At 63.4% G+C, this 26,443-nt stretch carries 25 protein-coding genes; 9 read left to right on the top strand and 16 right to left on the bottom strand.

Annotated features, from left to right (window positions below):
- Positions 1-8: 8 nt before the first annotated feature.
- Positions 9-515: an FKBP-type peptidyl-prolyl cis-trans isomerase gene (locus tag ACOJCM_RS01915; protein ID WP_445210370.1), complete on the top strand. Its 507-nt coding sequence runs from the start codon at positions 9-11 to the stop codon at positions 513-515.
- Positions 516-675: 160 nt separating this feature from the next.
- Positions 676-792 carry a cytochrome c oxidase subunit CcoM gene (ccoM, locus tag ACOJCM_RS01910; RefSeq protein WP_445210369.1) on the top strand — a complete coding sequence of 39 codons (117 nt, stop codon included), beginning with the start codon at positions 676-678 and terminating at the stop codon, positions 790-792.
- Between the two features lie 98 nt (positions 793-890).
- Here ccoM and ACOJCM_RS01905 read toward each other — a convergent pair whose 3' ends face one another.
- From ACOJCM_RS01905 to ACOJCM_RS01895, 3 genes are all read right to left on the bottom strand, one after another.
- The gene (locus ACOJCM_RS01905) at positions 891-1,400 is read right to left on the bottom strand and encodes a lytic transglycosylase domain-containing protein (protein ID WP_445210368.1); all 510 of its coding nucleotides are present in this window, start codon (positions 1,398-1,400) and stop codon (positions 891-893) included.
- Positions 1,401-1,557: 157 nt separating this feature from the next.
- A complete protein-coding gene (locus ACOJCM_RS01900) occupies positions 1,558-3,279 on the bottom strand; it encodes a proline--tRNA ligase (protein WP_445210367.1) in 1,722 nt (573 codons plus the stop codon).
- Between the two features lie 147 nt (positions 3,280-3,426).
- Positions 3,427-4,020 (bottom strand): GNAT family N-acetyltransferase, encoded by a 594-nt coding sequence (locus ACOJCM_RS01895; RefSeq protein ID WP_445210366.1) that lies wholly within the window; start codon positions 4,018-4,020, stop codon positions 3,427-3,429.
- A gap of 132 nt (positions 4,021-4,152) precedes the next feature.
- Here ACOJCM_RS01895 and ACOJCM_RS01890 point away from each other — a divergent pair, with 132 nt between their 5' ends.
- Positions 4,153-4,590: a hypothetical protein gene (locus ACOJCM_RS01890; protein WP_445210365.1), complete on the top strand. Its 438-nt coding sequence runs from the start codon at positions 4,153-4,155 to the stop codon at positions 4,588-4,590.
- Between the two features lie 13 nt (positions 4,591-4,603).
- Here the strand turns inward: ACOJCM_RS01890 and ACOJCM_RS01885 are convergent, their stop codons facing one another.
- From ACOJCM_RS01885 to nhaD, 10 genes are all read right to left on the bottom strand, one after another.
- Positions 4,604-5,521 carry an N-acetylmuramoyl-L-alanine amidase gene (locus tag ACOJCM_RS01885; protein WP_445210364.1) on the bottom strand — a complete coding sequence of 306 codons (918 nt, stop codon included), beginning with the start codon at positions 5,519-5,521 and terminating at the stop codon, positions 4,604-4,606.
- A 2-nt stretch (positions 5,522-5,523) separates the two neighbouring features.
- Complete coding sequence (locus ACOJCM_RS01880; protein WP_445210363.1) at positions 5,524-6,279, bottom strand: DUF3307 domain-containing protein; 756 nt, start codon at positions 6,277-6,279, stop codon at positions 5,524-5,526.
- Positions 6,276-6,917: a hypothetical protein gene (locus ACOJCM_RS01875; RefSeq protein WP_445210362.1), complete on the bottom strand. Its 642-nt coding sequence runs from the start codon at positions 6,915-6,917 to the stop codon at positions 6,276-6,278. Before ACOJCM_RS01875 ends, ACOJCM_RS01880 begins: the two co-directional genes overlap by 4 nt.
- 191 nt (positions 6,918-7,108) lie before the next feature.
- Positions 7,109-8,287, bottom strand: coding sequence for a vWA domain-containing protein (locus ACOJCM_RS01870; RefSeq protein ID WP_445210361.1), 1,179 nt, complete (start codon positions 8,285-8,287; stop codon positions 7,109-7,111).
- A gap of 3 nt (positions 8,288-8,290) precedes the next feature.
- The gene (locus ACOJCM_RS01865) at positions 8,291-9,145 is read right to left on the bottom strand and encodes an AAA family ATPase (protein ID WP_445210360.1); all 855 of its coding nucleotides are present in this window, start codon (positions 9,143-9,145) and stop codon (positions 8,291-8,293) included.
- An 83-nt stretch (positions 9,146-9,228) separates the two neighbouring features.
- Positions 9,229-9,993, bottom strand: a complete 765-nt coding sequence (locus ACOJCM_RS01860; RefSeq protein ID WP_445210359.1) for an SDR family oxidoreductase — start codon at positions 9,991-9,993, stop codon at positions 9,229-9,231.
- 27 nt (positions 9,994-10,020) lie between these two features.
- Positions 10,021-10,902: an NAD(P)-dependent oxidoreductase gene (locus ACOJCM_RS01855; RefSeq protein ID WP_445210358.1), complete on the bottom strand. Its 882-nt coding sequence runs from the start codon at positions 10,900-10,902 to the stop codon at positions 10,021-10,023.
- Between the two features lie 127 nt (positions 10,903-11,029).
- Positions 11,030-11,848 (bottom strand): DUF1206 domain-containing protein, encoded by an 819-nt coding sequence (locus ACOJCM_RS01850; protein WP_445210357.1) that lies wholly within the window; start codon positions 11,846-11,848, stop codon positions 11,030-11,032.
- 206 nt (positions 11,849-12,054) lie between these two features.
- Entirely contained in the window at positions 12,055-12,627 is a 573-nt protein-coding gene (locus ACOJCM_RS01845; protein ID WP_445210356.1) for a hemerythrin domain-containing protein, read from the bottom strand.
- Positions 12,628-12,900: 273 nt separating this feature from the next.
- Positions 12,901-14,379, bottom strand: a complete 1,479-nt coding sequence (nhaD, locus tag ACOJCM_RS01840; protein WP_445210355.1) for a sodium:proton antiporter NhaD — start codon at positions 14,377-14,379, stop codon at positions 12,901-12,903.
- A gap of 218 nt (positions 14,380-14,597) precedes the next feature.
- Here nhaD and ACOJCM_RS01835 point away from each other — a divergent pair, with 218 nt between their 5' ends.
- Complete coding sequence (locus ACOJCM_RS01835; RefSeq protein WP_445210354.1) at positions 14,598-14,879, top strand: DUF503 domain-containing protein; 282 nt, start codon at positions 14,598-14,600, stop codon at positions 14,877-14,879.
- Positions 14,880-15,307: 428 nt separating this feature from the next.
- Entirely contained in the window at positions 15,308-16,270 is a 963-nt protein-coding gene (locus ACOJCM_RS01830; protein ID WP_445210353.1) for a patatin-like phospholipase family protein, read from the top strand.
- Between the two features lie 125 nt (positions 16,271-16,395).
- Here ACOJCM_RS01830 and ACOJCM_RS01825 read toward each other — a convergent pair whose 3' ends face one another.
- Complete coding sequence (locus ACOJCM_RS01825; protein WP_445210352.1) at positions 16,396-16,887, bottom strand: general stress protein; 492 nt, start codon at positions 16,885-16,887, stop codon at positions 16,396-16,398.
- A gap of 308 nt (positions 16,888-17,195) precedes the next feature.
- Between ACOJCM_RS01825 and ACOJCM_RS01820 the strand changes: the two genes are divergently transcribed.
- The 3 genes from ACOJCM_RS01820 (at position 17,196) to ACOJCM_RS01810 (ending at position 21,168) form a co-directional block, all read left to right on the top strand.
- Complete coding sequence (locus tag ACOJCM_RS01820) at positions 17,196-18,194, top strand: potassium channel family protein (protein WP_445210351.1); 999 nt, start codon at positions 17,196-17,198, stop codon at positions 18,192-18,194.
- A 148-nt stretch (positions 18,195-18,342) separates the two neighbouring features.
- Positions 18,343-20,127: a methyl-accepting chemotaxis protein gene (locus ACOJCM_RS01815; protein WP_445210350.1), complete on the top strand. Its 1,785-nt coding sequence runs from the start codon at positions 18,343-18,345 to the stop codon at positions 20,125-20,127.
- Between the two features lie 69 nt (positions 20,128-20,196).
- Positions 20,197-21,168 carry a YbgA family protein gene (locus tag ACOJCM_RS01810; RefSeq protein WP_445210349.1) on the top strand — a complete coding sequence of 324 codons (972 nt, stop codon included), beginning with the start codon at positions 20,197-20,199 and terminating at the stop codon, positions 21,166-21,168.
- Positions 21,169-21,187: 19 nt separating this feature from the next.
- On the opposite strand, the gene ACOJCM_RS01805 is transcribed toward ACOJCM_RS01810, so the two are convergent.
- Positions 21,188-22,963: an ABC transporter transmembrane domain-containing protein gene (locus tag ACOJCM_RS01805; protein ID WP_445210348.1), complete on the bottom strand. Its 1,776-nt coding sequence runs from the start codon at positions 22,961-22,963 to the stop codon at positions 21,188-21,190.
- A gap of 100 nt (positions 22,964-23,063) precedes the next feature.
- Positions 23,064-25,538, bottom strand: a complete 2,475-nt coding sequence (locus tag ACOJCM_RS01800; protein ID WP_445210347.1) for an NAD-dependent epimerase/dehydratase family protein — start codon at positions 25,536-25,538, stop codon at positions 23,064-23,066.
- A gap of 177 nt (positions 25,539-25,715) precedes the next feature.
- On the opposite strand from ACOJCM_RS01800, the gene ACOJCM_RS01795 reads away from it, so the two are divergent.
- The gene (locus tag ACOJCM_RS01795) at positions 25,716-26,441 is read left to right on the top strand and encodes a glutamine amidotransferase (RefSeq protein WP_445210346.1); all 726 of its coding nucleotides are present in this window, start codon (positions 25,716-25,718) and stop codon (positions 26,439-26,441) included.
- Positions 26,442-26,443 lie beyond the last annotated feature (2 nt).

Here is a 26,443-nt window from a genome sequence, read left to right as displayed (position 1 = left end):
AGACCGCCATGAACATCGCCCCGCAGCGGGTCGTGACCTTGCACTACGTGCTCACCGACGCGCAGGACCACGTGCTCGACGACTCGCGGGCGCGCGCCAAGCCTCTCGAATACCTGCATGGTCATGCCAACATCATGGCCGGCCTCGAGCGGGCCCTGACGGGCCACGAAACCGGCGACAGATTGAGCGTAACGCTGGCGCCGCATGAAGCCTATGGGGAGCGCAACGACGACCTGATTCAGGAAGTCGGTCGCGGTGCCTTCCCCCAGGATGATCTGGCGCCCGGCATGCGTTTCCAGACCCCCGGCGACGACGGTCCCCAGATCGTCACGGTGCTCGAGGTGGGCGATGCATCGGTGGTGATCGACACCAACCATCCCTTGGCCGGGTACACCCTGAACTACGCACTGCAAGTGCTCGACGTGCGCGAGGCGAATCGCGCCGAACTGGCCAAGGGCCATCCGCTCCCCGCCAGCGTCGAACCGTCCCAGGTCGAGGACCGCAAGGTGCCCTGACCCCGTCCGAAGCGCTCGTATCCCCTGAAAAAACTGACCTGCATCAATTCGCTGCGCGGCATTCCAGGCGTCCGAGGCGAAATTTGATGCAGGTCAGTTTTCCATTGCGAACAAGCGGCTAGAGTGGACTCATCACATCGGGTGACGGGGAGAAACCACCATGTACTGGGATGACGCAGTAGTTTTCGGGCTGGTAACCGTCGCGATGATGGTCGCTTTCATGGCAGGTTGGATCGGCTTCGTGATTCGCGACCACCGTCGCAAGGGCAAGCACTGAGCCAGCCTGTTGAGCAAGTCGTCAGGGGAGGGGGGAGTTTTCCCCCCAGTAGCCGGCCCAATTGGGCCGGCATTTTTTTGGGGTACGCTCATCCCGCCTCAGCGCGCGAACCACCAGTTTTCGTTCCAGGCGCGCATAACTCGCTCAGGATACCCGGTCTGGCCCAGGCTGCCGTTGTAACGCGCCAGTGCACGGGTGAGATCGCCGCGCTCAACGGCCAGATAGTGCGCGAGGATGGTGCAGCCATAGCGCAGGTTGAGCCACGGTTCCATCAGGTCGTCGGCACTGCGTCCCAGCTCACGGATCCAGAACGGCATGATCTGCATCAGCCCCACGGCGCCGGCCGACGATACGGCATCGGGTTGGAAGGCGCTCTCCACCTGAATGACCGACAGGATGATCTCGGGAGCCAATCCGGCCAGGCGTGCCTCATGGTAGATGCGGGTGAGCATCTCGCCGCGCAGGGCCTCATCGTGAACGAAGCGCGCGAGCCTGGGTTCCATCTGGTTCATCCACTGGCGGGCCGCCCACACCTGGTCCGGAGGGGGCGGGGTGCTGACCAGGGTATCGAGGGTCTGGCGCAGCGAAGGCGGGACGTCGGGTTCCACCCGCACACGCCGGGCAGGCGAAGTAGGCAAGGCAACGGGAAGGGCGTCGACGAAACCCGCTTCCGCGCTGTCGCGAACTTCACCGAGTGCCTCGCCAGCAGCCGGAAATGCGCCGAGCAGGCTGGCCGCGACCAGTAGCGCCGCGGCCAGCCGTCGCTCAGGCGCCGACTCGTTCGCGCAGGAACTCGACGATGCTCTCGGCCGGCACCATGGTCGCTTCACTGTCACGCCGCCCCTTGTACTCCAGTTCGCCGTTGTCCAGTCCGCGGTCGCCGACCACCAGCCGATGGGGAATGCCAATCAGCTCCTGGTCGGCGAATTTCACGCCGGGACGCAGGTCGCGGTCGTCAAGCAGCACATCGATGCCCGCCGCGGTGAGCGCCTGGTAGAGTCGCTCGGACTCCTCGCGCACGCGCTGCGACTTGTGCGCATTCATCGGCACCAGGGCGACCTGGAAGGGAGCGATGGCGTTGGGCCAGATGATGCCGGCCTCGTCGTGGTTCTGTTCGATGGCGGCGGCCACCACGCGGGTCACGCCGATGCCGTAGCAGCCCATCCAGGGGTGGGCTGCCTTGCCATTGTCATCGAGCACCGTGGCATTCATCGCCTCGGAGTACTTCTTGCCCAGCTGGAACACGTGCCCGACCTCGATGCCGCGCTTGATGGCGAGTGACCCCTTACCGTCCGGCGAGGGGTCGCCCTCGACCACGTTACGTAGGTCGGCCACCTTGGGCAGCGCCACGTCGCGCTCCCAGTTGATGCCGAAGTAGTGCTTACCGTCCACATTGGCACCGGCGCCGAAGTCGCTCATTAGCGCCACGCTGCGGTCGATGATGATCGGCATGTCGAGATTCACGGGTCCCAGCGAGCCGGGGCCGGCGCCTACTGCGGCACGGATCTCCTCTTCCGTGGCCATGCACAGCGGTGCGGCCACTTCAGGCAGGTTCTCGGCCTTGATTTCGTTGAGTTCGTGATCGCCACGCACCAGCAGAGCAATCAGGCCGCCCTCGGTGGCGCGCACCATCAGCGTCTTGATGGTCTTCTCGATGGGCAAGCCATGCTGTTCCACCAGGGTGGCGATGGTCTTGGCATTCGGCGTATCGACCAGGCGCAGCTCCTCGCTGGGGGCGGCGCGCTCGGAACTGCTGCCGAGCAGCGCAGGCAATGCCTCGGCCTTCTCGATGTTGGCAGCGTAGTCCGACTCGGTGGAGAACACGATGGCGTCTTCGCCAGAATCGGCCAGTACGTGGAATTCGTGGGAGCCGGTGCCGCCGATGGCGCCGTTGTCGGCCAGTACCGGGCGGAAGCCCAGGCCCAAGCGGGTAAAGATTCGCATATAGGCGTCGTACATCGCCTGATAGGTCTCCTTGAGGGAGTCCTGATCGAGGTGGAAGGAGTAGGCGTCCTTCATGATGAACTCACGCGAGCGCATTACACCGAAGCGGGGGCGTATCTCGTCGCGGAACTTGGTCTGGATCTGGTAGAAGTTGGCCGGCAACTGCTTGTAGCTGGAAAGCTCGCGGCGCATCAGGTCGGTGATCACCTCCTCGTGGGTGGGGCCGACGCAGTAGTCGCGCTCATGACGATCCTTCAGGCGCAGAAGCTCGGGCCCGTACTGCTCCCAGCGGCCGGACTCCTGCCACAGCTCGGCGGGCTGCACCGCCGGCATCAGCACCTCCTGGGCCCCGGCGCGATCCATCTCCTCGCGCACGATCCGCTCCACCTTGCGCAGGGTACGCAGGCCGACCGGCAGCCAGGTGTACAGGCCCGAGGTGAGACGACGGATCATGCCGGCGCGCAGCATCAGCTGGTGGCTGATGACCTCGGCGTCGGCGGGCGTTTCCTTGAGGGTGGCGATCAACAGTTGAGTGGCGCGCATGGGTCCGGCATTTCCTTCCAGCATGGGCTGACATGAGTCGACGTGCCGCGGCGGGCGGCGTTCGGAGCATTGTACGGCCAACGGTCTACGGCGGCAAAAGCGTTGCTCAACCTGGTATGGCCCCGAGGCTGTTCCGTCGATAGGGTCTCATCCCAACGACTTCAGCCAGAACACCATCGGCTTGTCGGTCTCCTCCGGCTCGCCGATGTCCTTCCAGCGGAAGGTGGTGGCAAGCGCCGGATGGCGCTCGTAGCCCCGCGAGCGCCAGAAACCGTGCAGCGGCACGTAGCCTTCCGGTTTCAGTGGATGGTCGTCGGGGCGCTCCACGGCGCAGAACGCGACGGTAGAAAAGCCTTGGCTGGCCGCGTGACGCTCGCGCTCGGCGAGAAACGCCTTGCCGACGCCGCGGCCGCGGTAGCGCGGCAGCAGCACGGATTCGCCATAGTAGAACACGCTGTCGATATCGAAGCCGGCCTGTTCGAAGGGGGCGCGAAACTCCTCCACGTCCTCGGCCAGCGGCATGCCGGTGGCGGCACCCACCAGGGCGTCGCCATCCTCGGCCAGCACGAACAGGCTTTGCGGGCACTCGGCATAGCGGCGCAGGTAGTTGGCCTCGTATTCGAAGTTCCCGTCGTAGAGATAGGGGAAATCACGGAACACCGAGATGCGCAGGTGCGCCAGCGCCTCCAGCCTCGGTGCGATGGCGCTGCCCTGGCAGGTGTGCAGTGCGATTTCGCTCATGACCCCTCCGTGAAAGATGTAAACGATCGTATTAGTTGGTGCTGTGGTACTCTGCCGCCATTCTCGCTTGCGGCGCCTGAGGCGGCAATCGCCTGGCGTCGATACACCGATCTGCTACGGAGCATCCCTCCCATGAGGACTCGATTCCGTCGTGCCCTGGCTAGCCTGGTGCTTGGCGCAACCATCACCGCCCTGGTGGGCTGCGGTACCGTCTTCCACCCCGAGCGCAAGGGTCAGATGAGTGGGCGCATCGATCCCGTGGTAGCCATTGCCAACGGCGTGGGTCTGCTGTTCTTCATCGTCCCGGGGGTCATCGCCTATGCCGTGGACTTCTCCAACGGCACCATCTACCTGCCCGGTACCCAGGATAGCGCCAGCGTCGATATCCTGCAGATGGATGAAACCATGGACATCCAGACGCTCGAGCGGCTGCTCTCCGAGAAGAGCGGCAAAACGGTCAGCCTGGATAGCGAACTGGTGCGGGTCGAAGAGGTGGAAAGCCTCGACGAAGCCCTGGCCCTGGTGCGCATGGCGGGAACGAATGACCAGGAGCGCCTGGCCACGATGTAGATGGCTCGCGCGGTTAGGCTATCGCCCCCTCGAGCCGTTCCAGTTCGAGGGGGCGATATTTCTCCAACAGGGCCCAGAGCAGGGCGGCGGTCTCGGCGTCAGGCCGTCCACGGTGATCGGCGGGGCGAAAACGCATCTGGAAGGCACGCAGCACTGCGCGAGTCTCCCCGTCAAGCTCTCCGCTGACGTCGAGCGAATAGCCCCAGGCCCTGAGTGCTTCCTGCAAGGTGGCAAGCGGGGGTGGCGTGGTTTCGAAGCGTGCCTGCCAGCGTGCGGTATCGGCGTCGTCGGGCCACACGCCAATGCCCGCCTCATGAAGTTCACGCCAGGGGAACTGCGCGCCGGGGTCGACCTTGCGCGTCGGTGCGACGTCCGAATGCGCCACCACGTCGGTGGGGTGGATGTCGTGGCGCTCGATGATATCTCCCGCCAAGGCGATCAGCGCATCGATCTGCTCCTTGGGGTAGGGTGCCCAATCGATTTCCTTGGTGGCCTCGGGGCTGCGATCCAGTTGTCGCTCCACCTCGGCGTAGGGGCGGTCGGGCCCGGTGTTGACGATCTCGATGCCGATCGACGTGTCGTTGATATTGGTGCGGCCTTTCCAGGCGCTGGCACCGGCATGCCAGGCGCGGCGCTCCTCGGCGACCAGTTGGTACACCAGCGGTTGCCCTCGGTGATCCTGTGCCGGCAATGGCAGCACGTAGTGGGCGCTGACATGAGGCCCGGTGAGCGCTGCCAGCGATTCGGCCTCGTCGACATCGGTATAGTGCATCACCAGGTGCCGGATCCGGCTGGTATGCGACGGTGAAACATGCGTGCGATCCACCACGTAGCCGTTGCGCCGCTCGAGATGGGCCGGCGTGGTGCAGCCGGCCAGCCAGACGCTGACCATCATCGCCATGCCCTGCACTATGGCCCGGTGCTGTCGCATGTTCAGCCCTCCACCACGAGCCGTATCAACAGGCCGAGCACCATGGCGGTCGAGACACTGAGCAGGGTGCCCATGAGGACATATTCGGTCAGCTTGCGGTCCTGAGCGCCGCGGAGTTCACCGAAGCGCAGCACCGACTTGGCCGCAAGCAGGAAACCGATGGCGGTCAACTGGTCGAGCAGCACCAAGGTCATTACCAGCACGCGTTCTGCCATCCCGATGCGCGCCCCGGCGGCGATGAGCGTGCCTGGATTGTCGATTTCCGCGCTCCAGCGGCGAATGATCAGGGCGATGACGATCGACAACGGACGCGTGACGATAAGGTACGCGACCAGGATGCCGAGTACCGGGGGGGTGAACAACCACTGCCAGAAGGCAAGTAACGGTTGCCAGCTGCCAAGCCAGGCCAACCAGACACCCAACAGCACCAGCAGGTGAAGCGTTTGGTCGAGCATGAACCAGCGTAACCTGTCCGGTGGCAGATAGGCTTTGCCAAGGTCGATCAGGTTATGGCTCACACCGACGGCAACCGCTCCTCCCGCCACCATGGACCAGGAAGCGCCATGCGCGTGGGTGAGGGTGGCTGCGCCCAGGACGGCCAAGGCCAGACCACCGTGTACTGCCGCGTGCTTGTAGAGTTGGGGCGAGCGCACCTTGCGCAAGTAGCGGGCCTCGACCCAGCGTCTCGGCTGCAAGGCGAAGTCGCCGAGAAGATGTACCAGCACCAACCCCAGCAACAGCGAGAGGTCTGCGTTCATCGTGGGTCGTCCTTGAAACGGTGGCGGAGATGGCCGAGGTAATCGTCCAGCAGGGACCAGCGAGCTGCGCGTAGCCGCTTGTGCACGCTGGGCTGGCTGATGCCGAGCCGCCTGGCGAGCGCCTGCTGGGATTCCTCGTGCCACAGGCTCAGGTAGACGACCTCGGCGGCGTAGCGCGACCAGCCGTCGATCAGATCGTCGACGAAGCGGGTCAACAGTGCCAGGCACTCACTCTCGATATCCCCACTCAGGCTTAGGCAGAGGTGGGCAGCGCCATCGCTCATGGCGTCCAGGGTCTGCCCCGAGCGCACGAATACCTCACCGCTGGCTTCCGTGACGCGCTGTTCGGGCTGCCAGCGATCCTCGCCGATAGCGACAGCGATTCGCGCGTCCCAGCGCTGCTGCTTCTCCGAATGGCGAATCAACGCCGCACGTAACAGCACCGCAGCGGGCAGGGCTGCCGTCGGGTCGGGCAGGGCGATTTGAAAGCCATCGCCACGGTATCTCTCCCCCTGGCCATCGTAGCGCTCGGTGATCGCCTCGATGGCACTGTCGAGCACCTGGAAGAGCCGCTTCGGGTCGCTGGCCTTGCGGGAATCGACAAGATCGCCCGTGAGGACGGCAATGCGCTGCACCATAAGTTTGTTCTGCGTGAAATGATGAGAAAATGATAGCCCTTAAGGGTTATTTTTCAAGTTAATAACCAAAAAAGGCTATAGCAGATCACTCCGCTATCGGGCTTATCCCGCACCAGACGAACGAGATGCCCGTCATCAATAAACTGTATTGATATACAGTATAGGGAGCAGTCCGAAGAGGGGCAAGAACCTCAACGCGCCAGTTCACGCATGGCGGTTTCCAGCCCTTCCATCGTCATCGGATACATCCTGTCGTCGATCAGTTGCCGAATCAGCTGAGTAGAATGAGTGTATTCCCAGGCGCGCGGCGGCATGGGATTGAGCCAGGCCAGGCGTGGGAACTTGTCGACCAGTCGCTTGAGCCATACCGCGCCGGCCTCGTCGTTGAAGTGCTCGACGCTGCCGCCGGGGTGGGTCACTTCGTAAGGTGACATGGCGGCGTCGCCGACAATCACCACTTGGTAGTCGTTGCCGTACGTATGCAGCACGTCCATGGTGGGGATTCGCTCGCTGGTGCGGCGATAATTGTTGCGCCAGACGCCCTCGTACAGGCAATTGTGGAAGTAGTAGTGCTCCAAGTGCTTGAACTCCGAGCGGGCGGCGGAGAACAGCTCTTCGCAGACGCGGATGTGATCGTCCATGGAGCCGCCCACATCGAGAAACAGCAACACCTTCACCGTATTGTGGCGCTCCGGGCGCATGCGCACGTTGAGCAGGCCAGCGTCGCGGGCGGTGTCGCGAATGGTGGCGTCGAGGTCCAATTCCTCCGCCGCGCCCTGGCGGGCGAACTTGCGTAGCCGGCGGAGCGCCATCTTGATGTTGCGGGTGCCCAGCTCGAGTGAGTCGTCGTAGTCGCGGAAGCGGCGCTCGTCCCACACCTTGATGGCCCGCCGGTGGCGAGACCCCTCCTGGCCGATACGGATACCTTCCGGGTTGTAGCCGTAGGCGCCGTAAGGGCTGGTACCGCCGGTGCCGATCCACTTGTTGCCGCCGGCGTGGCGCTCCTTCTGCTCCTCAAGACGCTTCTTGAAGGTCTCGATCAGTTTCTCGAGCCCGCCCAACGACTCGATCTGCGCTTTTTCCTCTTCGGAGAGCTGCTTCTCGAATTCATGGCGCAGCCAGTCGTCGGGAATCAGTGCCTCGATGGCGGCATCGAGGTTCTCGAGGCCGTCGAACCAGGCGGCGAAGGCGCGGTCGAAGCGGTCGAAGTGACGCTCGTCCTTGACCAGCACGGTGCGTGCTACCTGGTAGAACGCCTCCATGTCGGCGAACACCACGCCGCGCTCGACCACGGCGTGCAGGTCAAGCAGTTCGCGCAGCGACACCGGCACGCCGGCGCGCTTCAGGGTCTCGAACAGACCGATGAACATGGCTCAGCGCCTCTGGTTGCCTTGGCGACGCATCATGAAGGCCAGCCGTTCGAGCAGTTGGGTGTCCTGCTCATTTTTCACCAGTGCGCCCGCCAGCGGCGGGATGGCCTTCACCGGGTCGCGGTGGTAGAGCGCCTCACGGGCCAGCTCGTCGCTCATCAGGAGCTTGAGCCAGTCAACCAGCTCCGAGGTGGAAGGCTTCTTCTTCAGCCCCGGCGCCTGGCGCAAGTCGAAGAACACTTCCAGTGCCTGGCTGACCAGCTTCGGCGCGATGTCGGGGAAGTGCACGTCGACGATCGCCTGCATGGTTTCGCGGTCGGGAAACTCGATGTAGTGGAAGAAGCAGCGGCGCAGGAAGGCGTCGGGCAGCTCTTTCTCGTTGTTCGAGGTGATCACGATAATGGGTCGGTGGCGGGCGGTGATGGTTTCCCCCGTCTCGTAGACGTGGAATTCCATGCGATCCAGCTCCTGGAGCAGGTCGTTGGGAAACTCGATGTCGGCCTTGTCGATTTCGTCGATCAGCAGCACCACGCGCTCGTCGGCGGTAAAGGCCTCCCACAGCTTGCCGGGCCTGATGTAGTTGGCAACGTTCTCCACGCCTTCGACGCCGAGCTGGGAGTCCCGCAGACGGCTTACCGCATCATACTCGTACAGGCCCTGGGCCGCCTTGGTGCTGGACTTGATGTGCCAGGTGATCAGCCGCGTGTTGAGCGAGGCCGCCAGTTCTTCGGCCAGCAGCGTCTTGCCGGTGCCCGGCTCGCCCTTGATCAGCAACGGTCGTTCCAGGGTAACGGCGGCGTTCACTGCCTGCTTCAAGGCCTCGGTGGCCACATAGGTAGAGGTCGAATCGAAAGCCATGGTCGTGCCTCGGCGGTTAGCAACGGGGAGTCAAACAAGTGTACGGAAGGGTGAAGCAGGGGACAAATGAAGCGAGCCCTGGCTCACTCCGCATAAATCATTCTCCTGGTCATGCCGCCATCCACCACGAAGTTCTGCCCCGTGACGAAACCCGACTCGTCGGAGAGCAGGTAGGCGGCCATGGCGGCAATGTCTTCGGGCCTGCCCACACGTCCCGCCGGATGCTGGTCGCGGTCGATGGCACGGTGCTCCACCGGCTGCTGACGTGCCCGCTTCTGCCAGTCGCCCACTTCGATCCAGCCGGGGCTGATCGCGTTGACGCGGATATCCGGCCCCAGGCTTACCGCCAGCGCATGGGCGAGCGCTGCGATGCCTCCCTTGCTGGCGGCGTAGGCTTCGGTGTGCGGTTCCGACTGGAGGGCACGGGTCGAGCCCATCAGGACGAGGCTACCGTGCGTCCGACGCAGGTGAGGCGCGGCGTGCTTGGCGCAGAGAAAGCCACCGGTGAGATTCGTGTCGAGATACGCCTGCCAGGTCGCGAGCGGAAGCGTTTCCACCGACGCCTGGAAAGGGTCGGCAAGCCCCGCATTGTGGATGGCGCCGTCGAGCCGACCGAAGTGCGCCACCGTACGCTTCAGGCTCTCGGCCACCTGGGCTTCGTCACTCGCATCCGACACCATGGCCAGCAGCCGTTCGGGCTGGCCCAGGCGTTCGCGGCACTCGTCGACGGCCTCGGCGTCGATGTCCGTCAGTGCCACGCGGTAACCTCGGGCAAGAAAATAGTCCGCCATGCCCAGGCCGATGCCTTGGGCGCCGCCGGTGATGTAGGTCACTTGGGCTTCATCCATATCGAGTCTCCTGTCACTTCCTGCCTGTCACCTGTGCGAACGGTAGGCCTCCACCAGCGTCGCCGGGTCATGCTCGGCGTGACCGTGGCCGGCGTGGGCGCGCATCAACTGCGCCGCCAAGCCGCTCATGGGCGTTGCAGTGCCGGCGCGCTGGCTCTGGGCGATCGCCATGTCGAGATCCTTGAGCAGCGTGCGCAGGTGCCAGGACGGGTTGACGTACTCACTTGCCGCCATGCGCGGTGTGAGGATCTGGAACGGCTTGGAGTCGGCGAAGCCGCCGGCCAACGCCTCGGTCAGGCGGCTGGCATCCACCCCGCTGGCCTCGGCCAGGGCCACCATCTCGGCAATGACAGCCGTCTGGCAGCCGACGATCATCTGGTTGCATACCTTGGTGACCTGGCCCGCGCCCACCGGGCCCATGTGCGTCATGCGTGCCGAGAGCGGGGCGAGCAGAGGGCGTACGGCTTCGACATCCTCCGGTTCACCGCTGCACATGATGGCGAGGCTACCTGCCGCGGCCCCCGCCACGCCGCCGGACACCGGTGCGTCGACCCAACGCATGCTGCAGGCCTGCACCAGGCGCCGGGAAAAGTCACGGGTTGCGGCCGGATCGCTGCTGGATAGATCCACCAGTCGTTGACCCGCGCGGCCATGCGCCGCCACGCCACCTTCGCCGAACACCACGCTCTCCACCACGTCCGTGTTGGCCAGGCACAGCATGACCACGTCCACATGTTCCACCAGCGCGCCAATGGTATCTGCGACCTGGGCGCCCGCCTCGCGCAGCGGCTCGGCTTTGTCCGCGGTGCGGTTCCATACGGTCACACTGAAGCCGGCAGCCAGTAGGCGGCGCGTCATGGGGTCGCCCATCAGGCCGATGCCGATGAAGCCGAGGCGAGGTTGCGTCATGAGGTGTCTCCGTGAGAGGGCAGCAAGTTAGCGCCTAGAGTGCGTGAAGGAGGGATGCCGCCACAACTCTGCCGCCCGCGCCACTCGAAACCGGTGGCGCCACCTTGTAGCCCGGCCGGGCGGAATCCTAACCCGGCGCGTCCACGCGCCGATACACGGCTTCCAGCACGCTATAGAGCCCGAATGCGAGCAGCCCCAGGGCGACGAAGGCCAGCAACCAGCGACCGAAGGCCTGGCTACGCAGCGTACTGAAGACTTCGGTCAGTCCTCCCGCCTCGTCGGGATCCAACTGATAAGCGGCGAGCAAGAAGAACGCGCCGATGATCAGGAACACCAGCCCGCGGATCACCAGCCCGAAGCGACACACGGGGTAGGCCCAGTGCTGGGTGCTTGGCGGCATGTCGAAGTAGCGGTGGAATTTCGTCTTCCAGCCCTTGATACCATGCGCAACCCCCGCGCCGATGATGGCCACGCCAACGGCACCCACCAGCCAACGCCCGTAGGGTTGCTGCATCAGCCAGCCGGCCAGGCTCTCCGAGCCGCCGTCGGAGTCGCCGGAACTACCGCCCAAGGTAACGATCAGGCTGGCGGCAAAGAACGCCAGCAGCACATGCGTGCCCGCACTGACCAGCAGGCCTGTCCGAATGGCCAAGCCCTTGGCGTCGTTGCCGTGATGGTCGACATCCTTTATCGATTGAATGCAGCGCCAGATGGCATACCCCACGAGGCCCACGCTGATGGCGCCGAGCAATACGTTGCCCCACGGGGCATTCATCAGACGTTCAAGCGCGCCACGGCTATCCGTGGTTTCGCCGCCTTGCCCCAGGGCCGCCAGAGCGGCCAGACCTCCCACCAACAGATAGACAATACCTCGAGCCGCGTAGCCCCAGCGCGCGAGCAGAGCGAGTGCGTCCCCTCCATCGGGCGTGGTCGTGCCGTTCGTCATGAGCTCCTCCTGGCTGAGCATGGCTTCCGTACGTTACCCAACGTCCACTCTAGCAGTTCGGGCGTTGCGCTCGAGCAGGCGACGTTCGGCAGGGACGCAAGGCGCGATTTGATCAGTAAGCGGCCGAACGCGCATGGCGTCGGTTAGCGAAGAAACCCCAGGCGCCTTGACGTAACCGGCACCTGGGTGAAGCGAAGATAATGCTATCAGCCTGTCATGCGGCCGCTGAGCTTGTCACGCAAGCGGTCGACCATGCCCACGCCAGGCCCTACGGTCTTGTGGAACAATTCCGAATGGGGCGCGCTGGGATGAGGGCGGGTCGGGGCCAGCTTCTTGGCGTTCTCGACCTTCTTGCCAAGCTCGACGAGTTCCTCACCGGGAATACGTTCACGCAACTTGGGAAACTGATCGGCTTCCTCGTCCTTGGCGTGGTGGCGCAGCAATTTGTCGAGCTTGTAAACCCGATCCATGAAAGCCGGTTCGGCGGCGTCCAGGTCTTCCAGCTGTTTCATCACCTGCACGATCTCGTCGTGCTCATCCTTGTCATGCTCGGCTTCCTCGGCACCCTGGGGGATGCGCTTCTCCATGGTCGGATAGACGTACATTTCCTCGGCGACCGCATGACGCATGACCTCGGCTATGAGCGTGTCGGTCAGGTCGCGGCGTTCGGTGGCATCGGGAGAGCGCTCGATCCGGTCGAGCAAGTCCTCCATCTCGCGATGGTCCAGAGTGAGGATGTCGACCACGTCTAGGGCGGATACGCTGTTCGGCTCTTTCATGAGACTCCTCCATTGAGTCGTTGCACCTGTTCAACAGGCTCTTTCAACATAGTCGTGCGCGGCGTGCACAGCCAAGCCTGGCGGAGCCCCGCGTTGCCCGCTTATGCCGAGACAGGCGATGCGCTCGGCGCACCAGCCGGTGCGGAATGCAAGGAGAATGGCCATTTGCCGGGTTGCCGATATTCCATGTGCCGGACAATCGTGAATACACCGGCAGTGGGGAAGGTACGCTGCCCGGCACCATCGCTGGCGCCGGGCTCGAGCTATGCCCGATCAGTTGAACACGTGGAAGCTAGCGGCATTGAGCCATAGGTGGGCCAGGATACTGGCGACGTAGCCCAGGGCGATTACCGGAGCCCAGCGCAGGTGCCCGGCGAAGGTGTAGTAGCCCCGAGCCTGGCCCATCAGCGCGACACCGGCAGCAGAGCCGATGGAAAGCAAGCTGCCCCCGACGCCTGCCGTGAGCGTGATCAGGAGCCAGTCGCCATGGGACATTTCCGGCTGCATGGTCAATACGGCGAACATCACCGGAATGTTATCCACCACGGCAGATACCAGGCCCAGCGCGACGTTGGCCCAGGTCGGGTTCCAGCCGTAGAGCAGCTCGGAAACCAGACTCAGGTAACCGAGGAAGCCCAGGCCACCGACACACATCACCACGCCGTAGAAAAACAGCAGGGTGTCCCACTCGGCTCGTGCCACACGATTGAACACGTCGAACGGAACCACGCTGCCGAGCTGGGCCAGCCGACGTTCGTCGCCTGTTTGTGTGTAGCGCTCACGCTTGCGTTCCAGTGAGCGGGGTAGGGTACGACGCAGGTAGAATCCGAAGAACTGCAGGTAGCCAAGGCCGGTCATCATGCCCAGCACAGGCGGCAGGTGCAGCAGAGTGTGGCAAGCCACGGCGGTGCCCACCGTGAGCAGGAACAGGAGAATGATGCGCCGCGCGCCGCGCTTGAGATCCACTTCCTCCTCGATTCCCTCCGGCGTACGGTTGCCGATGAACAGGCTCATGGCGACTGCCGGCACCAGGAAGTTGACCAGCGAAGGCACCAACAAGGCAAAGAACTCATAGAACTTGAGTATGCCTGCCTGCCAGACCATCAGCGTGGTGATGTCGCCGAACGGACTGAAGGCACCGCCGGCGTTGGCGGCTACCACGATGTTGATACAAGCCAGGTTGATGAAGCGCTTGTCGCCTTCGGCCACCTTGATGACCACGGCGCACATCAACATGGCGGTAGTCAGGTTGTCGGCCACCGGCGAAATCACAAAGGCCAGCCCACCGGTGAGCCAGAACAGCTGACGGTAGCTGAAGCCCCGGCGCACCATCCAGGCGCGAAGTGCATCGAACACGCGGCGCTCTTCCATGGCATTGATGTAGGTCATCGCCACCAGCAGGAACAACATCAGCTCAGCGAACTCGAGCAATGTCTCGCGGAAGGCGTGCTCGGCTTCGTTCGGCATACCGGCCTGCACGTAGACCCAGCCGATCAGGAACCAGATGAGGCCGGCGGCCACCAGTACCGGCTTCGATTTGCGCATGTGAATCTTCTCTTCTGCCATTACCAGGGCATAAGCAAGGACGAACAGCGCAACGGCGATGAAACCGACCACAGAGTTAGTCAGCACGAGCGGCCCGGTGGCGGCGTGCGCCAAAGGACTGGCAAGAGCAAGCACGGCAACGAGCAATAGCGTTGCCAGGCCACGGGGGTTCCGGGGCCTGGCGGAGAGTGGGCAGCCGAAGGGCATGGAGTAGTTTCCTGAGGAAGGGAGCGGAAGAACTCAGCGCCTATATATCACGGCTTGCTGCGTTGCGGTACGGCCTCGATGAAGCTTTCCCATGCCAGTTTGGCATGGGCCGGGAAGCCCATGCCCAATGGGCTTTACACCCAGACACCATCGGGTGTGATAGCGTATAAATCGGTGCGTGATGAAGGCGGCAGTCCGTTCACATACGAGAGAACCGTATGCATATCGCCATATTGTTACTAAAGGTTTCACTGCCTGGCTGCACGTCGTTGAAGGAGAAGCGGCAACGCATGCGCGGCATGCACGAACGCTTTGGGCGAAACCCGTCGGTAGCGGTGTGCGAGAGCGCCGATCACGACCGGTTGGAGTCGAGTGAGTGGAGCTTCGTAGTGGCCGCAAACGAGCGGCACAGGGTGGAGTCGCTGTGTAGCGAGATCGAGGACAAGGTGCAACGAACGGTCGATGGTCGCGTGATGGATGTGTCGCGAGAGCTGCTATAGCCATGCATCGAAATGCGGCATGGAGCTCCTGACGTGGGCCTCGCTGGTGCAAGGCAAGGGCATCGGGCGCATACAGACAAAGCCTGCGTGGCTATTTTTCTTGCAGGCTATTGTTTTAAAAGATTTTCTATATTTATTGGCGCAGTACTCGCATTGTTCTTTGTGAGTGTAACCACTGACGGAACAACGCTGCAGGAAGGTTGACTTGTCTCCTTCCTCGGCAACGTCGCCCCGGCCGAGCCACCGCAGGCGATATACCGATGTGAGCTGGCGTGCTCCACCTGACCCCCTTCGGGGGGTCTTTTTTATTTTCGCTAGGTTGTGCGTTAGGCATCAGGACCACAACTCGACATTAGTCGTGCATGGAGGTCCCCTGCGCTACTCTTGCACAGGGAAACTGTTACGGCTGCGAATCGCAGGGAGGTGGTATGCAGGAACGGATTCTGCTTGTGCTCAATGGAGGTGGGGCGCTGGGCGCCTACCAGTATGGCGTGTACCGGGCCCTGGTGCGCCAACTCGATGCCGAGGCGCGGCGCCGAATGGTCGTGGTTGGCGCTTCGATCGGCGCAGTGAACGGGTATCTCATCGCAGCGCATCATGACGATGCGGATGCCGGACTCGAGAAGCTGGAACGATTCTGGCATGAGGTTTCGCAGCCTTCCGTGCCTTTCGTCCCTTGGTTCGACCACAAGAGCGTGCGTTTCAGTGCCACCCTCACCGGGCTGGCCTTTGGCAATCCCCGCGTTTTTTCCGCCGTTCCCGGCGGGTTCCTCGCCGGCTTGCGCTATTATCCCGCCATCGCGGGTTACAGTAACAAGGGCCTGGTCGACACCGTGGCACGCTACGCCGAAAGCTACGCGACGAGTACGGAGGATGGGCCGCGCCTCATGCTACGAGCCATCGATATCGAAGCGGCGGCACCGGTCTGGTTCGACAGCGGCGAGCAGCCCATCGTACCCAGCATGATCGGAGCCAGCAGCGCGATCCCGCTAATGTTCAAGCCGGGCTGGCACGACGGTCGTGCGTTTTGGGACGGCGATGTCTGGCACCGAGGACTCCTACAGCCCGCACTTGCACGCCTCGAGCGGGAAGCGCCGGGTCAGCAGTGGCATGCCATTACGGCAGAACTATTCAAGCGCACGCCGGGCACGCCTAACGGCCTCGATGAGAGCCTCGATCATTTTCGGCGGCTTTTCCTCGGGGCTCGCAGTGACGACGAAGCAGAAGAGGTGAAGCACCTCTACCCGACGCTGCGTCTGACGCGCATTCGCCGTGAGCCGCATCGTGATGAAAACGCTTCGCTATGGTTGACCGACTGGGCGCCGGACCGACTAGCGTACTTGGCGGAACAGGGTGAGGCGGATGCCGAGCGTGCGTTGACGCAGGCCTGAACCGAAAAAAACTGCCGGGGGCGAGCCCCGGCAGCCGATCTGGCTTTCTTCCGTGTTCGGTACCGCTCGGGGGAACGCCTGTCCCCATCCTCTTCCCTGAGCCACGAGCGGACTTGGCCCCGTCGTTAACGGCCTTGGTTCTTGCCGCCCTTGCGGCCGGCCTCGGAGGCCTTCTGCGGATCATTGGCGAAGTTACCGCCGCTGTGCTGGCCGCCTTTCTGGCCGGCATCGGAAGCACGCTGCGGATCGTTGGCGAAGTTGCCACCGCTTTCCTGGCCGCCTTTCTGGCCGGCCTCGGAGGCGCGCTGCGGATCGTTGGCGAAATTGCCACCGCTTTCCTGGCCGCCCTTGTGGCCGGCCTCGGAGGCGCGCTGCGGATCGTTGGCAAAATTGCCACCGCTCATCTGGCCGCCCTTGTGGCCGGCCTCAGAGGCACGCTGCGGATCGTTGGCAAAGTTGCCACCACTCTCCTGGCCGCCTTTCTGGCCGGCTTCGGAGGCCTTCTGCGGATCATTGGCAAAATTGCCACCGCTGTGCTGGCCACCTTTCTGGCCAGCTTCAGAGGCCTTCTTCGGATCGTTGGCAAAGTTACCTGGATTCTCGTTGCGCTGTGCCATGTCAGAACTCCTTCCTCGTTTGCCTGTAGAACTACACAAGCGAAATCGTACTTCCGTTTACCGGCTTTCCGGCACTGCTGGCGTCTGCCATCACGGTTAAACGTAGGAACGTCATAGATAGGCATCAAGGCAAAACGGGTTTCCCATTGAAAAGAAAAGTTGGCATTTCTAACCGAAGATAGCTCACAGCGGCAGTTCGCTTTACGGATAGAGACTTTCTTGACGAAGGGGCGAACATGACGGGTTGAAGCACCTTTCCATGGTCTAGGGTAACGACAGCAATCCATTCGAGAGGCAAGGGAAGCGGCATGTCGACGTTCATTGCGCTAAGCGGTTTTTTTCTGGTGGGGCTGGTAATTTACGATGCTGTCCGGACGACGCTGGCAGCGTCGGGATCGGGTCCTTTGACCGGCTGGCTGGGGCGGTTCACTTGGCTCATGGCGCTGCAAGCGCACAGGCGGCTTTCGCTTAACGGCCTGCTGCGGGCCGTCGGCCCCTGGATCACCGTCGGCTTGATAACGATATGGGTGGGTCTGGTCTGGCTGGGGTGGTGGCTGGTCTTCAACAGCCACGAAACGGCAGTGTTTCATCCTGACTCGGGTACCTACGCTGCTCCTCTGGAGCGGTTCTATTTCATCGGCTACACCATCACCACGCTGGGCTATGGCGACTTCGTGCCCGGCATGGGAAAGTGGCAGGTTCTGGCGGTGCTGGCAGCGGCAAACGGCTTCTTCCTGCTGACGCTTGCTGTGACCTATATCCTGTCGGTCATGTCTGCCGTGGTGGAAAAGCGCCAGCTAGCGGTCTCGATTCACGCCCTTGGCGTGACACCGGCCGATATCGTGGAAAAGCTGGCTGGAGAGGGCGATTTCAGCGAGTTGGGCGATCAAGCCGACGACCTGAAATCGACCATTATCAGCGTGGGTCAGCAGCACCTCGCCTATCCGATCTTGCACTACTACCACCAGGGGCACGCTGAGCGAGCCCTGCCGGTCGCCCTGTTTCGGCTCTACCAGGCGATTGTCATCGTCTGCCATGGCAGTACCTCGTTGCCCCCTTCGGTACGCTTCAAGCTACAAGCGACCCTCCATGCGCTAGAGAGTTTCCTGTCAGTGCTGAGACATGACTTCGTTCATCCCGCCTCGCACACGCCCGAGATCGATATTGCATGGCTGCCTGCTACTCGAGCCCTCGACCTATCTGCCGAGGCGCTTCGCGAGCACCTCGTTCAACGGGAGAGCCAGCGCATGTGGCTGGCCTACATACGCAAGGATGGCTGGGACTGGAGCGCGCTGTGGACGCGATAGGTTGATGCAGATCAACAAGTCGGGAGAAGACGACAATCGATAGTCTTACGGCCTCTGGCGCGGCAGGCAGGCTTGGGGCTTCATGGCTGGCTTAACGACTGCGAAACAATTCCAACAATTGTCCACTCACAGCGAAAACGGCTATGTCATGAAAACGTACTCATGCAAGGTAGGCAGACTTGCCAGTCTCAAGCGGCGGCTGGCACCCAATTTGCAGAACAAGATTCTGCTGCTCGTCCTGGTTCCACTGATTATCTCCTCTTCATGCTTACTGGTTCTTGAAGGGCTTGAGCGAATCGACGCCAACCGTACCCAACTGGAGCAACAGCGTGAGTTGATGCTTGAATCCAGGCGCCACGGGGTCGAGAGCATCGTCGGCATGGCCAAGACCCTGGTCGAGAGCGTGGCAGGGAATGACGATGGCACCGAGGTGACCCGGCAGGTAGCCCTGGAGCTGCTGCGTGACCTGCGTTTCGAGGAGGATAACTACGTCTTCGTCTTCGATTTCGAGGGTACCATGCTGGTCCAGCCGGCGGTGCCCGAGCAAGAGGGACGCAGCATGCTGGGCGCCCAGGATACTGACGGTAAATTCTTGATACGTGACATGATCGACATCGCACGTAACGGGGGCGGGTCCTATGAGTACGCATGGCCCAACCCGGCGACCGGCGAGGTGGAACCCAAGTATTCCTATGTCGTGCCCATACCCGAGTGGAATTGGGTGATCGGCGCCGGCGTATACGCCACGGGTGTGGATGCCGCCATGGCCATGATCGAGCAGACTGCACGACAGAACCTGGTCGAGACCCTGGTTCGGCTCTGGTTCATTGCGTCGGTCATCAACCTGAGTATTACCTTCTTCTCGATCTGGATCACCCGCCGCACGGTGCGCCAGATACGCCGCACCGCCAGCGACATGAACGAGATCGCCCAAGGCGTGGCCGAGGGGCGCGGTGACCTGACACGACGCCTGACAGTTACCAGCAGCGATGAGATTGGCGAGCTGGCGCGTCAATTCAATGGCTTCCTCTCCCGCGTTCAGGGGACACTGCGCGAAGTGAAGGAGAGCGCTGAAGGGGTTTATACGGCTTCCTTGAACATTGCCCGGAGCAGCGACGAGCTGGCGTCGCGAACCGATCAAGCGGCCGCCAGCCTGCAACAGACCTCGTCGGCCATGGAGCAGATCACCTCCACGGTGCAGAACAACGCCGAGCATACCCAACAGGCTGACCAACTGGTGCGCAGCAGCGGTGAAGTGGCCAGGCAGGGCAAGGAATCGATGCAGCGGGTCGAGGAGACGATGAAGCAGATCAATGCATCGTCGTCCCAGATCGGCGACATTGTCTCGCTCATCGACGGCATCGCCTTTCAGACCAATATCCTGGCACTGAACGCCTCCGTCGAGGCTGCCAGGGCTGGCGAGCATGGGCGAGGCTTTGCCGTGGTGGCCCAGGAGGTGCGCTCTCTGGCACAGCGTTCGGCCGATGCCGCCCGCGAAATCAAAGTATTGATCGATGAATCGATGACACGCACCCGGCAGGGCTCCGACATCGTTCATCAGGCGGGTCTTACCATGCAGGAGATCTTTGCCAGTATTGCCCAGGTGAACGACGTCATTGCCGAGATCAGTGCCGGCTCGCGGGAGCAGAGCCTCGGCATCCACGAAGTCAATACGGCGGTCAGCCAGATGGATGCCATGACACAGCAGAATGCGGCCATGGTCGGCCACAATACCGAGACCGCTGAAGCCATGCGTCGCCAGGCGGAGAAACTGACGCGACTGATCAATACCTTCGTGTTGGGCGAAGAACAGACGGCAGCGCAAGCCGCAGATACGGGCGCCATACACGCGTCGGTATCGACCGAGGCCCTGGCCAAATCGCTCCCGGCGCCCAGCAAGCGAGTCGAAGAAACCGAAAGGGCGACTTCGTAAGATTCGCGCAGGCTTGCCCGGGAGCGGCAGAGAGGCGACGATGAGGCAGCGCGTATAGGGAGCTTTGCCTTGGTTGAAACCATATCGTCCTCGCCACCGGTTCCGGTGGGCATCAGTGCCTGCCTGATGGGCGAGCCGGTGCGCTACAACGGCGGCCACAAGCGCTCCCGCTACTGCCTGGAAGTGCTGCAGGAGTGCTTTGCCTTCGAACCGTTCTGCCCCGAGCTCGAGGCGGGCCTCGGCGTGCCGCGAGCGCCGATCCGCCTGGTCGGTTCCCCCGGCGAGGCGTCGCGGGTGAAGGGCACGGTCGACCCGAGTCTCGACGTCACCGAGCGGCTGCGTGAGGTCGGCGAGACGTTCGTCGCTCGACACCGGCATCTGCGCGGCTTCATCCTGATGAAGGGCTCACCGAGCTGCGGACTCGAGCGGGTCAAGGTCTACCACGACAACGGCATGCCCAGCCACACGGACTCGGGGCTCTTCGTACGGGTCTTGCGCGAGCACTTTCCCGAGCTGCCACTGGAGGAGGAAGCGCGCCTGAACGATGCCGTGCTGCGCGAGAACTTCATCACCCGCGTGTTCGCGTTCGACGACTGGAAGCGCCACGTCGAGGAAGCGCAGGGTTTCCATGCCCTGATCCAGTTTCATAGCCGCCAGAAGTACCTGCTGATGGCACACCACGTGGAGGCCTACCGGGAACTGGGCCGCTACCTCGGCAGCGAGGCCCATGGGTTGTCGCTTGGCGAGGTAAAGCAGCACTACCTGCAGCGCTTCATGGCCGCCCTGTCGCGCCCGGCGACGCGAAAGTCCCACACCAATGCGCTGATGCATGTGCTGGGCTACCTGAAGCGGACGGTAGACAGCGAGGTCAAACAGGACCTGCTACAGGCGGTGGAGGAGTACCGCCTCGGCCATGTGCCTCTTGCCGTGCCGCTGCGGCTGCTGAATCATTATGTGAAGCGCCACGGCTCGGACTACATACGCCGTCAGACCTATCTCGATCCGCATCCGTACGAACTTGGTCTACGCAATACCCTGTAAGCCTCCTGGCTGCGCCTGTTCACGCTTCCGCCCTGTGCCGGCCGAACTGCAGCTCCGCCAAGTGGCGGTAGAGCGGGCTCCGTTCGAGCAGCTCGGCGTGGCGGCCGGCGGCCACCAGCCTTCCCTCGTCGAATACCAGCAGGCGATCGGCGGCGGTCACGGTGGCCAGGCGATGGGCGATCACCAGGCTGGTGCGTCCCGCCATCAGTCGGTCCAGGGCCTGCTGTACCAGCCGCTCGCTCTCGGCATCGAGCGCACTGGTGGCCTCGTCGAGTAGCAGCACACGGGGATTCTTGAGCAGGGCCCGGGCGATGGCCAGGCGCTGACGTTGGCCGCCGGAAAGCTGCACGCCGCCGGGACCGAGCGAAGTGTCGAAGCCGCGGGGCAGGGCCTCGACGAAGCCCAGGGCGTTGGCGTCGCGAGCGGCATCGCGGAGTTCGTCCAGCGTGGCATCAGGCTTGCCGTAGCGCAGGTTGTCGGCCACCGTACCGGTGAACAACACCGGCTCCTGAGCCACCAGGCCCATGCCGGCACGCAACTGGCGCGAATCGAGTTCGCGCAGGTCGATACCGTCCAGCGTCAGGTGCCCCCGGTCGGGGTCGTGGAAGCGCAACAGCAGCCCGAGCAGGGTACTCTTGCCGGCGCCCGAGGGGCCCACCAGGGCGACGCGTTCGCCGGGCCGAATCCATAGCTCGAGCGAATCGAGGGCGGGTATCTCGCGCCCCGGGTAGGCAAAGCTCACGTTCTCCAAGCGTATTTCGCCACGCAGCGGCGAGGGCAGCGGCGTCGGCGTTGCCGGTGGGCGAATGCCCGGCTCGGCGTCGAGCAGCTCGAGCAGTCGTTCGGCGGCGCCAGCGGCACGCTGCACGTCGCCGGCCACCTCGGCGAGGGTTGCAACCGCACCCGCCGCCAGCACGGCATAGAAGAGAAAGGCGGATAGCTCTCCCGCGCTCATTTCGCCAGCCAGGACCGCCTGGCCGCCTTGCCACAGCATCAGGCCCACCGCGGCGAACACCGCCAGCATGGCCGCACCCGTCAGCCAGGCGCGCTGGCGAGTGCGAGTTACGGCAACGGAGAAGGCCTGCTCGACACGTTCGCCATAATCGTGGCGGTCGATGGCTTCATGGGTGAAGGCCTGTACGGTGCGAATGCCGTCCAGGGTCTCGTTGGCGTAGCGACCGAGCTCGGCCACCCGGTCCTGGCTGTGGCGTGAGAGGCGGCGCACCCGGCGACCGAACCACAAGATAGGCATCACCGTGGCGGGTATGCCGATCAATACCAGCGCCGAAAGCCAGGGCTGGGTCACTAGCATCAGTGCCACCGCACCCAGCAGCATGACCAGGTTGCGCAGCGCCAGCGAAATCGATGAGCCGAACAGCGTCTGCAGCACGCTGGTGTCGGTGGTCAGGCGTGAGGCGATCTCGGCGGGCCCGCGGTCGCGGTGGGCGGCGCTCTCGAAAAAGGCCGGTTCCAGCTCGAGCAGGTGGTCGAAGACCTTGCGCCGCAGATCCGCCGCCAGCCGCTCGCCGATCCAGCTCACGAGGTAGTAGCGTAGCGCCGAGGCGCCGGCCAGCAGACTGACCACGCCTAGCATCAATACCAGGGTCTGGTTGAGGCGGGAAGCGTTCTCGGCGAGAAAGCCCTGGTCGATCACCAGGCGCAGCCCTTGGCCCAGCAGCAGCACGCTGGAGGAGGCCACCAGCAGCGCCAGGGCGGCGATGGCCAACCGGATGCGATAGGGGGCCAGCAACGCCAGCAGGCGCAGCAGGATCCGGGGGTCGGGGCGTGAGGTCATGTGAGGCTTTCGCTCGTGGAGGATGGCGTCACGATACCAGGGTGAGGGGTGGGCATGAAGGCGCCCGGAATGCCTCGGCAAAGACATTCCGGGCAGGGGGTCAATGCAATAGACGGCTCCAACGGCCGTACTCGCCGCGGATCGGCCCGCGGCGCAGGCTCAGCGCAATGACGACAGCGCCGCAAAGCAGGCTGTTGACCGTTGCGGCCATGTCGGCGCCATGCAGGAACGGGGTGAAGAACAGCATGGCGGCGAGCGGGATCAGCAGCCAGCGCACCGGCCGGGCCGATTCGGCCATGGACACCACACCCACGGTGATGATCAGCGAGCCGACCAGGTGGTCCCAGTTGGCCAGGGTGGCCTCGGTGCCGAAGGTGACGCGGGTCAGCATCAGCCAGGCACCGATCACGATACACAGGGCCAGGTTCCACGGCAGGCTGACGCCGGTGCCGAGCGCATCGCCCATGATGGCGGCCGGCTTTCGCTGGAAGTCCTCTTCCGTCGGCTCGTTGGGGCCTTCGTCGGTGTCGCCGGTAAAGAAGATCTTGAGTACGGGCGCGCCGGCCTTGTGACGCCGCTTCAGGAACTCACCCGTGGCGACGAATTCGTTGAAGGCGTAGGCGATCTGCAGCAGCATCGCGCCGGCCTGGATCAAGCACAGGGTGCACCAGGTGCCGATCAGGATCGGCTGGATGATGATGAAGGTCACCGAGACCACGCCCAGCGGCACGATCAGCACGCCGAAGGAGGCGACGATCCAGGGCATGGTGCGCCAGCGGTTGGTCGCGCCGATGAAGCCGAGCAGGATCTCCAGCATGTAGACGATGCCGCCAAGGCCGGCATCGGGTACCGGCCACGCTTCGGAGGCCGACGAGGTGATGATGTCCTCGGTGCCGTTGAGCCCGCCGCGCGTGCCGTCGAAGAACGGATCCCACACCGCATCGATGTGGCCGAGCTGGTAGGCGGCGAGGTAGCGCGAGACGAAGAAACCGACACACGCCAGAATGATGATCGGCATGCGCTGGAACCAGCTCGAGGGGTTGTTGTTCCAGCCGGGCGGCGTGGTGGGGCCGGTCATCGCCGCTGCGGGGGACAGGCCCGGTGTCGGACGCACCAGGGCCGAGAAGCCGATGGCCAGGGTACCGACGATCGTCCCATTGAGGTAGGCCGCTGCACTATCGCTCCAGAACACCAGCGGGGCGAACAGCACCCACAGCCCGATGGCCGCGCATGCCCAGCGTGCCCAGCTCATCTTCAGCGACAGCGATAGCGCACCGAACAGCGCCAATAGCAGCCCGGCGGCCATGTCGCTATAGGCCATGCCACCACCGTAGCCGAGCGTGGCGGGGGAAGTTACCAGCCAGGCCCCCAGGCCGATATTGAAGAAGTGCGCCCACAGGAAACGGTGGTGCTCTTGCTTGGTGCGGGCCTGGTAATCCTCCAGTACGCGCTCCGGATTGACACCCTTCTCCTCAGCCTCCTCGACCCAATCGGGGGGCGTGATGCCGTTGGCCTCGTACCAGCCGTGGGGGTCGGCGAGCAGATTGTCGACCATGGCCTCGAGCGTGTCGAATACCTCGTGACGAGGCTCCCAGCCCAGCTGCTCCCGGGCGCGACTGATGTCGAGCTCGTAGTGATCGTCTGCCATGTCGATCATGAAAGGCCTGATGAAGGGTTTCTCGCCCTTGTCGAAGTCGTCCGGCACCAGCGGCTCGCTCTTCTCCTCGAGCAGCGCGCCGGTCTTGGCCAGCGGCTTGGGCATCACTACCGTCTTCCACTGCTTCTTGCCGTGAATCAGCTCGCCCAGACGGTTCTGCAAGGCTTCATAGCTGACGGCATGCTCCTCGCCGATCAGGATTTCGTTGTGCTCGGGCAGCTCACGGCGGCGGTCGATGGTGCGGCGGAAGGCGTCGATCATGTCTTCCTTGTGCACGCAGGCCTGGCCGGCATTGGTGTTGCCCGAATAGAAATGGCTCTTGAAGGTATGCTCGTAGATGCGTGCGATCTGGTGCGACAGCGTGGGTACGCTGGTCTTCTCGTCGTACATGCCGGCCAGCCGAAGCAGCGTATAGGGCATGGTGGCATTTTCGCGGATGACCGCTTCGGTCTTGGCCTTCGACTGGGGATAGGGCCAGGTGGGGGCGAGCGGCGTGTCTTCCGTGATCCTGTGGCCCGGCACCTGGGGCTCATGGACCAGCATGGTGCTGGAATAGATGAAGCGCTCGACGTTCAAGGCTTCCAGCGCTTCGAGCAGGTTCTTCGTGCCCTGCTCGTTGACCTTTTCGTAAAGCGGCGACGCCTCACCGGTAAAGTCGAAGTAGGCGGCGAGATGCACGAGCGCGGCGATGTTCCTGCCATGCCGCTCGGCAATTTCGTCGAACGCCTTCTTGATCGAATCCACATCTGTCAGGTCGAAGGTGTAGCTCTCGTCCGCCTCTTCCGCTTCGCCCCTGTCCAGGGCGAGGATGCGGTAATCCTCCTTCAGGCTCTGGGTCAACGCCGTGCCGACACCGCCCGACGCTCCCGTAATGATCACCAGCGGTTTCCCTTGGGCTGCCGCTTCCTTGTCTTGCATGGCCAAGGCTCCCTTTCCAATCCATAGACGGCATTGCGTGCTGCACACTCAAGCTAGTCGGGTTTATGCCGGTACGGCAAACGCGACTTTTGACCTCGCGCCAGGCTCCATTGACTATGCTGCGAGGGGGTTTCGCTTGAGGCCATACTGCCAGGAGAGGAAAAGGAGCTTCTTAGCATGAAGAGTGCCGTTGCCATTCGCCACGTCGCCTTTGAGGATCTGGGTATCTTCGAGCCGATTCTCGAGGAGTTCGGCTATCGCATCCGCTATCTCGACCCGGGCCTGCTGGGACCGGATGCCCTCGAGGCGCTGGATGTCGATAGCCCCGAGCTGATGGTGGTCCTGGGGGCGCCGTTAGGTGCCAATGACGATGCGCTCTACCCCTTCCTCGGCGCAGAACTGGATACCATTCGCCATCGGCTGGATACGGGACGTCCGCTGCTCGGCATCTGCCTGGGAGCGCAGCTGATTGCGCGTGCGATGGGGGGAAGAGTCTTTCCCATGCCCGAGCGGGAGATCGGGTTTGCCGATGTCTGCCTGACCCGCGAGGGCCAGGAAGGGCCGCTGCGCCATATCGGCAACCCCGATGTGGTCCTGCACTGGCACGGCGACATGTTCGAGACGCCTCCCGGTGCCACACGGCTCGCCTACAGCCATGCCTGTTCCCATCAGGCCTTCGCCGTGGGCGACCAGGTGCTGGGGCTGCAGTTCCACCTCGAGGTGGATCCGGCCAGGATCGAGCCCTGGCTGATCGGCCATGCCGCCGAGCTGGCGATAGCAGAGGTCGACCCGGTCGAACTTCGCGAGCAGGCTTTGCGCTATGGCACGAGTCTGAAGCAGCGAGGCCAGCAGGTGCTGCGCGAATGGCTGGCCAATGCGGAGGCGGCCCACGGCATCGAGTAGCG

This window comes from Billgrantia hypersalina (genome assembly GCF_052584175.1).
The sequence above is the reverse complement of the archived record's forward strand: the minus strand, read 5'-3'. Positions and strand labels throughout refer to the sequence as shown.

Coding starts and splice junctions, on each gene's coding strand:
- ACOJCM_RS01870 (WP_445210361.1), bottom strand. CDS start 8,287: ATGTTCATCGGTCTGTTCGAGACCCTGAAGCGCGCCGGCGTGCCGGTG.
- ACOJCM_RS01880 (WP_445210363.1), bottom strand. CDS start 6,279: ATGAACGCAGACCTCTCGCTGTTGCTGGGGTTGGTGCTGGTACATCTT.
- ACOJCM_RS01820 (WP_445210351.1), top strand. CDS start 17,196: ATGTCGACGTTCATTGCGCTAAGCGGTTTTTTTCTGGTGGGGCTGGTA.
- ACOJCM_RS01865 (WP_445210360.1), bottom strand. CDS start 9,145: ATGGCTTTCGATTCGACCTCTACCTATGTGGCCACCGAGGCCTTGAAG.
- ACOJCM_RS01825 (WP_445210352.1), bottom strand. CDS start 16,887: ATGGCACAGCGCAACGAGAATCCAGGTAACTTTGCCAACGATCCGAAG.
- ccoM (WP_445210369.1), top strand. CDS start 676: ATGTACTGGGATGACGCAGTAGTTTTCGGGCTGGTAACCGTCGCGATG.
- ACOJCM_RS01850 (WP_445210357.1), bottom strand. CDS start 11,848: ATGACGAACGGCACGACCACGCCCGATGGAGGGGACGCACTCGCTCTG.
- ACOJCM_RS01815 (WP_445210350.1), top strand. CDS start 18,343: ATGAAAACGTACTCATGCAAGGTAGGCAGACTTGCCAGTCTCAAGCGG.
- ACOJCM_RS01890 (WP_445210365.1), top strand. CDS start 4,153: ATGAGGACTCGATTCCGTCGTGCCCTGGCTAGCCTGGTGCTTGGCGCA.
- ACOJCM_RS01895 (WP_445210366.1), bottom strand. CDS start 4,020: ATGAGCGAAATCGCACTGCACACCTGCCAGGGCAGCGCCATCGCACCG.
- nhaD (WP_445210355.1), bottom strand. CDS start 14,379: ATGCCCTTCGGCTGCCCACTCTCCGCCAGGCCCCGGAACCCCCGTGGC.
- ACOJCM_RS01805 (WP_445210348.1), bottom strand. CDS start 22,963: ATGACCTCACGCCCCGACCCCCGGATCCTGCTGCGCCTGCTGGCGTTG.
- ACOJCM_RS01830 (WP_445210353.1), top strand. CDS start 15,308: ATGCAGGAACGGATTCTGCTTGTGCTCAATGGAGGTGGGGCGCTGGGC.
- ACOJCM_RS01900 (WP_445210367.1), bottom strand. CDS start 3,279: ATGCGCGCCACTCAACTGTTGATCGCCACCCTCAAGGAAACGCCCGCC.
- ACOJCM_RS01800 (WP_445210347.1), bottom strand. CDS start 25,538: ATGCAAGACAAGGAAGCGGCAGCCCAAGGGAAACCGCTGGTGATCATT.
- ACOJCM_RS01845 (WP_445210356.1), bottom strand. CDS start 12,627: ATGAAAGAGCCGAACAGCGTATCCGCCCTAGACGTGGTCGACATCCTC.
- ACOJCM_RS01885 (WP_445210364.1), bottom strand. CDS start 5,521: ATGCGACAGCACCGGGCCATAGTGCAGGGCATGGCGATGATGGTCAGC.
- ACOJCM_RS01860 (WP_445210359.1), bottom strand. CDS start 9,993: ATGGATGAAGCCCAAGTGACCTACATCACCGGCGGCGCCCAAGGCATC.
- ACOJCM_RS01795 (WP_445210346.1), top strand. CDS start 25,716: ATGAAGAGTGCCGTTGCCATTCGCCACGTCGCCTTTGAGGATCTGGGT.
- ACOJCM_RS01915 (WP_445210370.1), top strand. CDS start 9: ATGAACATCGCCCCGCAGCGGGTCGTGACCTTGCACTACGTGCTCACC.
- ACOJCM_RS01875 (WP_445210362.1), bottom strand. CDS start 6,917: ATGGTGCAGCGCATTGCCGTCCTCACGGGCGATCTTGTCGATTCCCGC.
- ACOJCM_RS01835 (WP_445210354.1), top strand. CDS start 14,598: ATGCATATCGCCATATTGTTACTAAAGGTTTCACTGCCTGGCTGCACG.
- ACOJCM_RS01855 (WP_445210358.1), bottom strand. CDS start 10,902: ATGACGCAACCTCGCCTCGGCTTCATCGGCATCGGCCTGATGGGCGAC.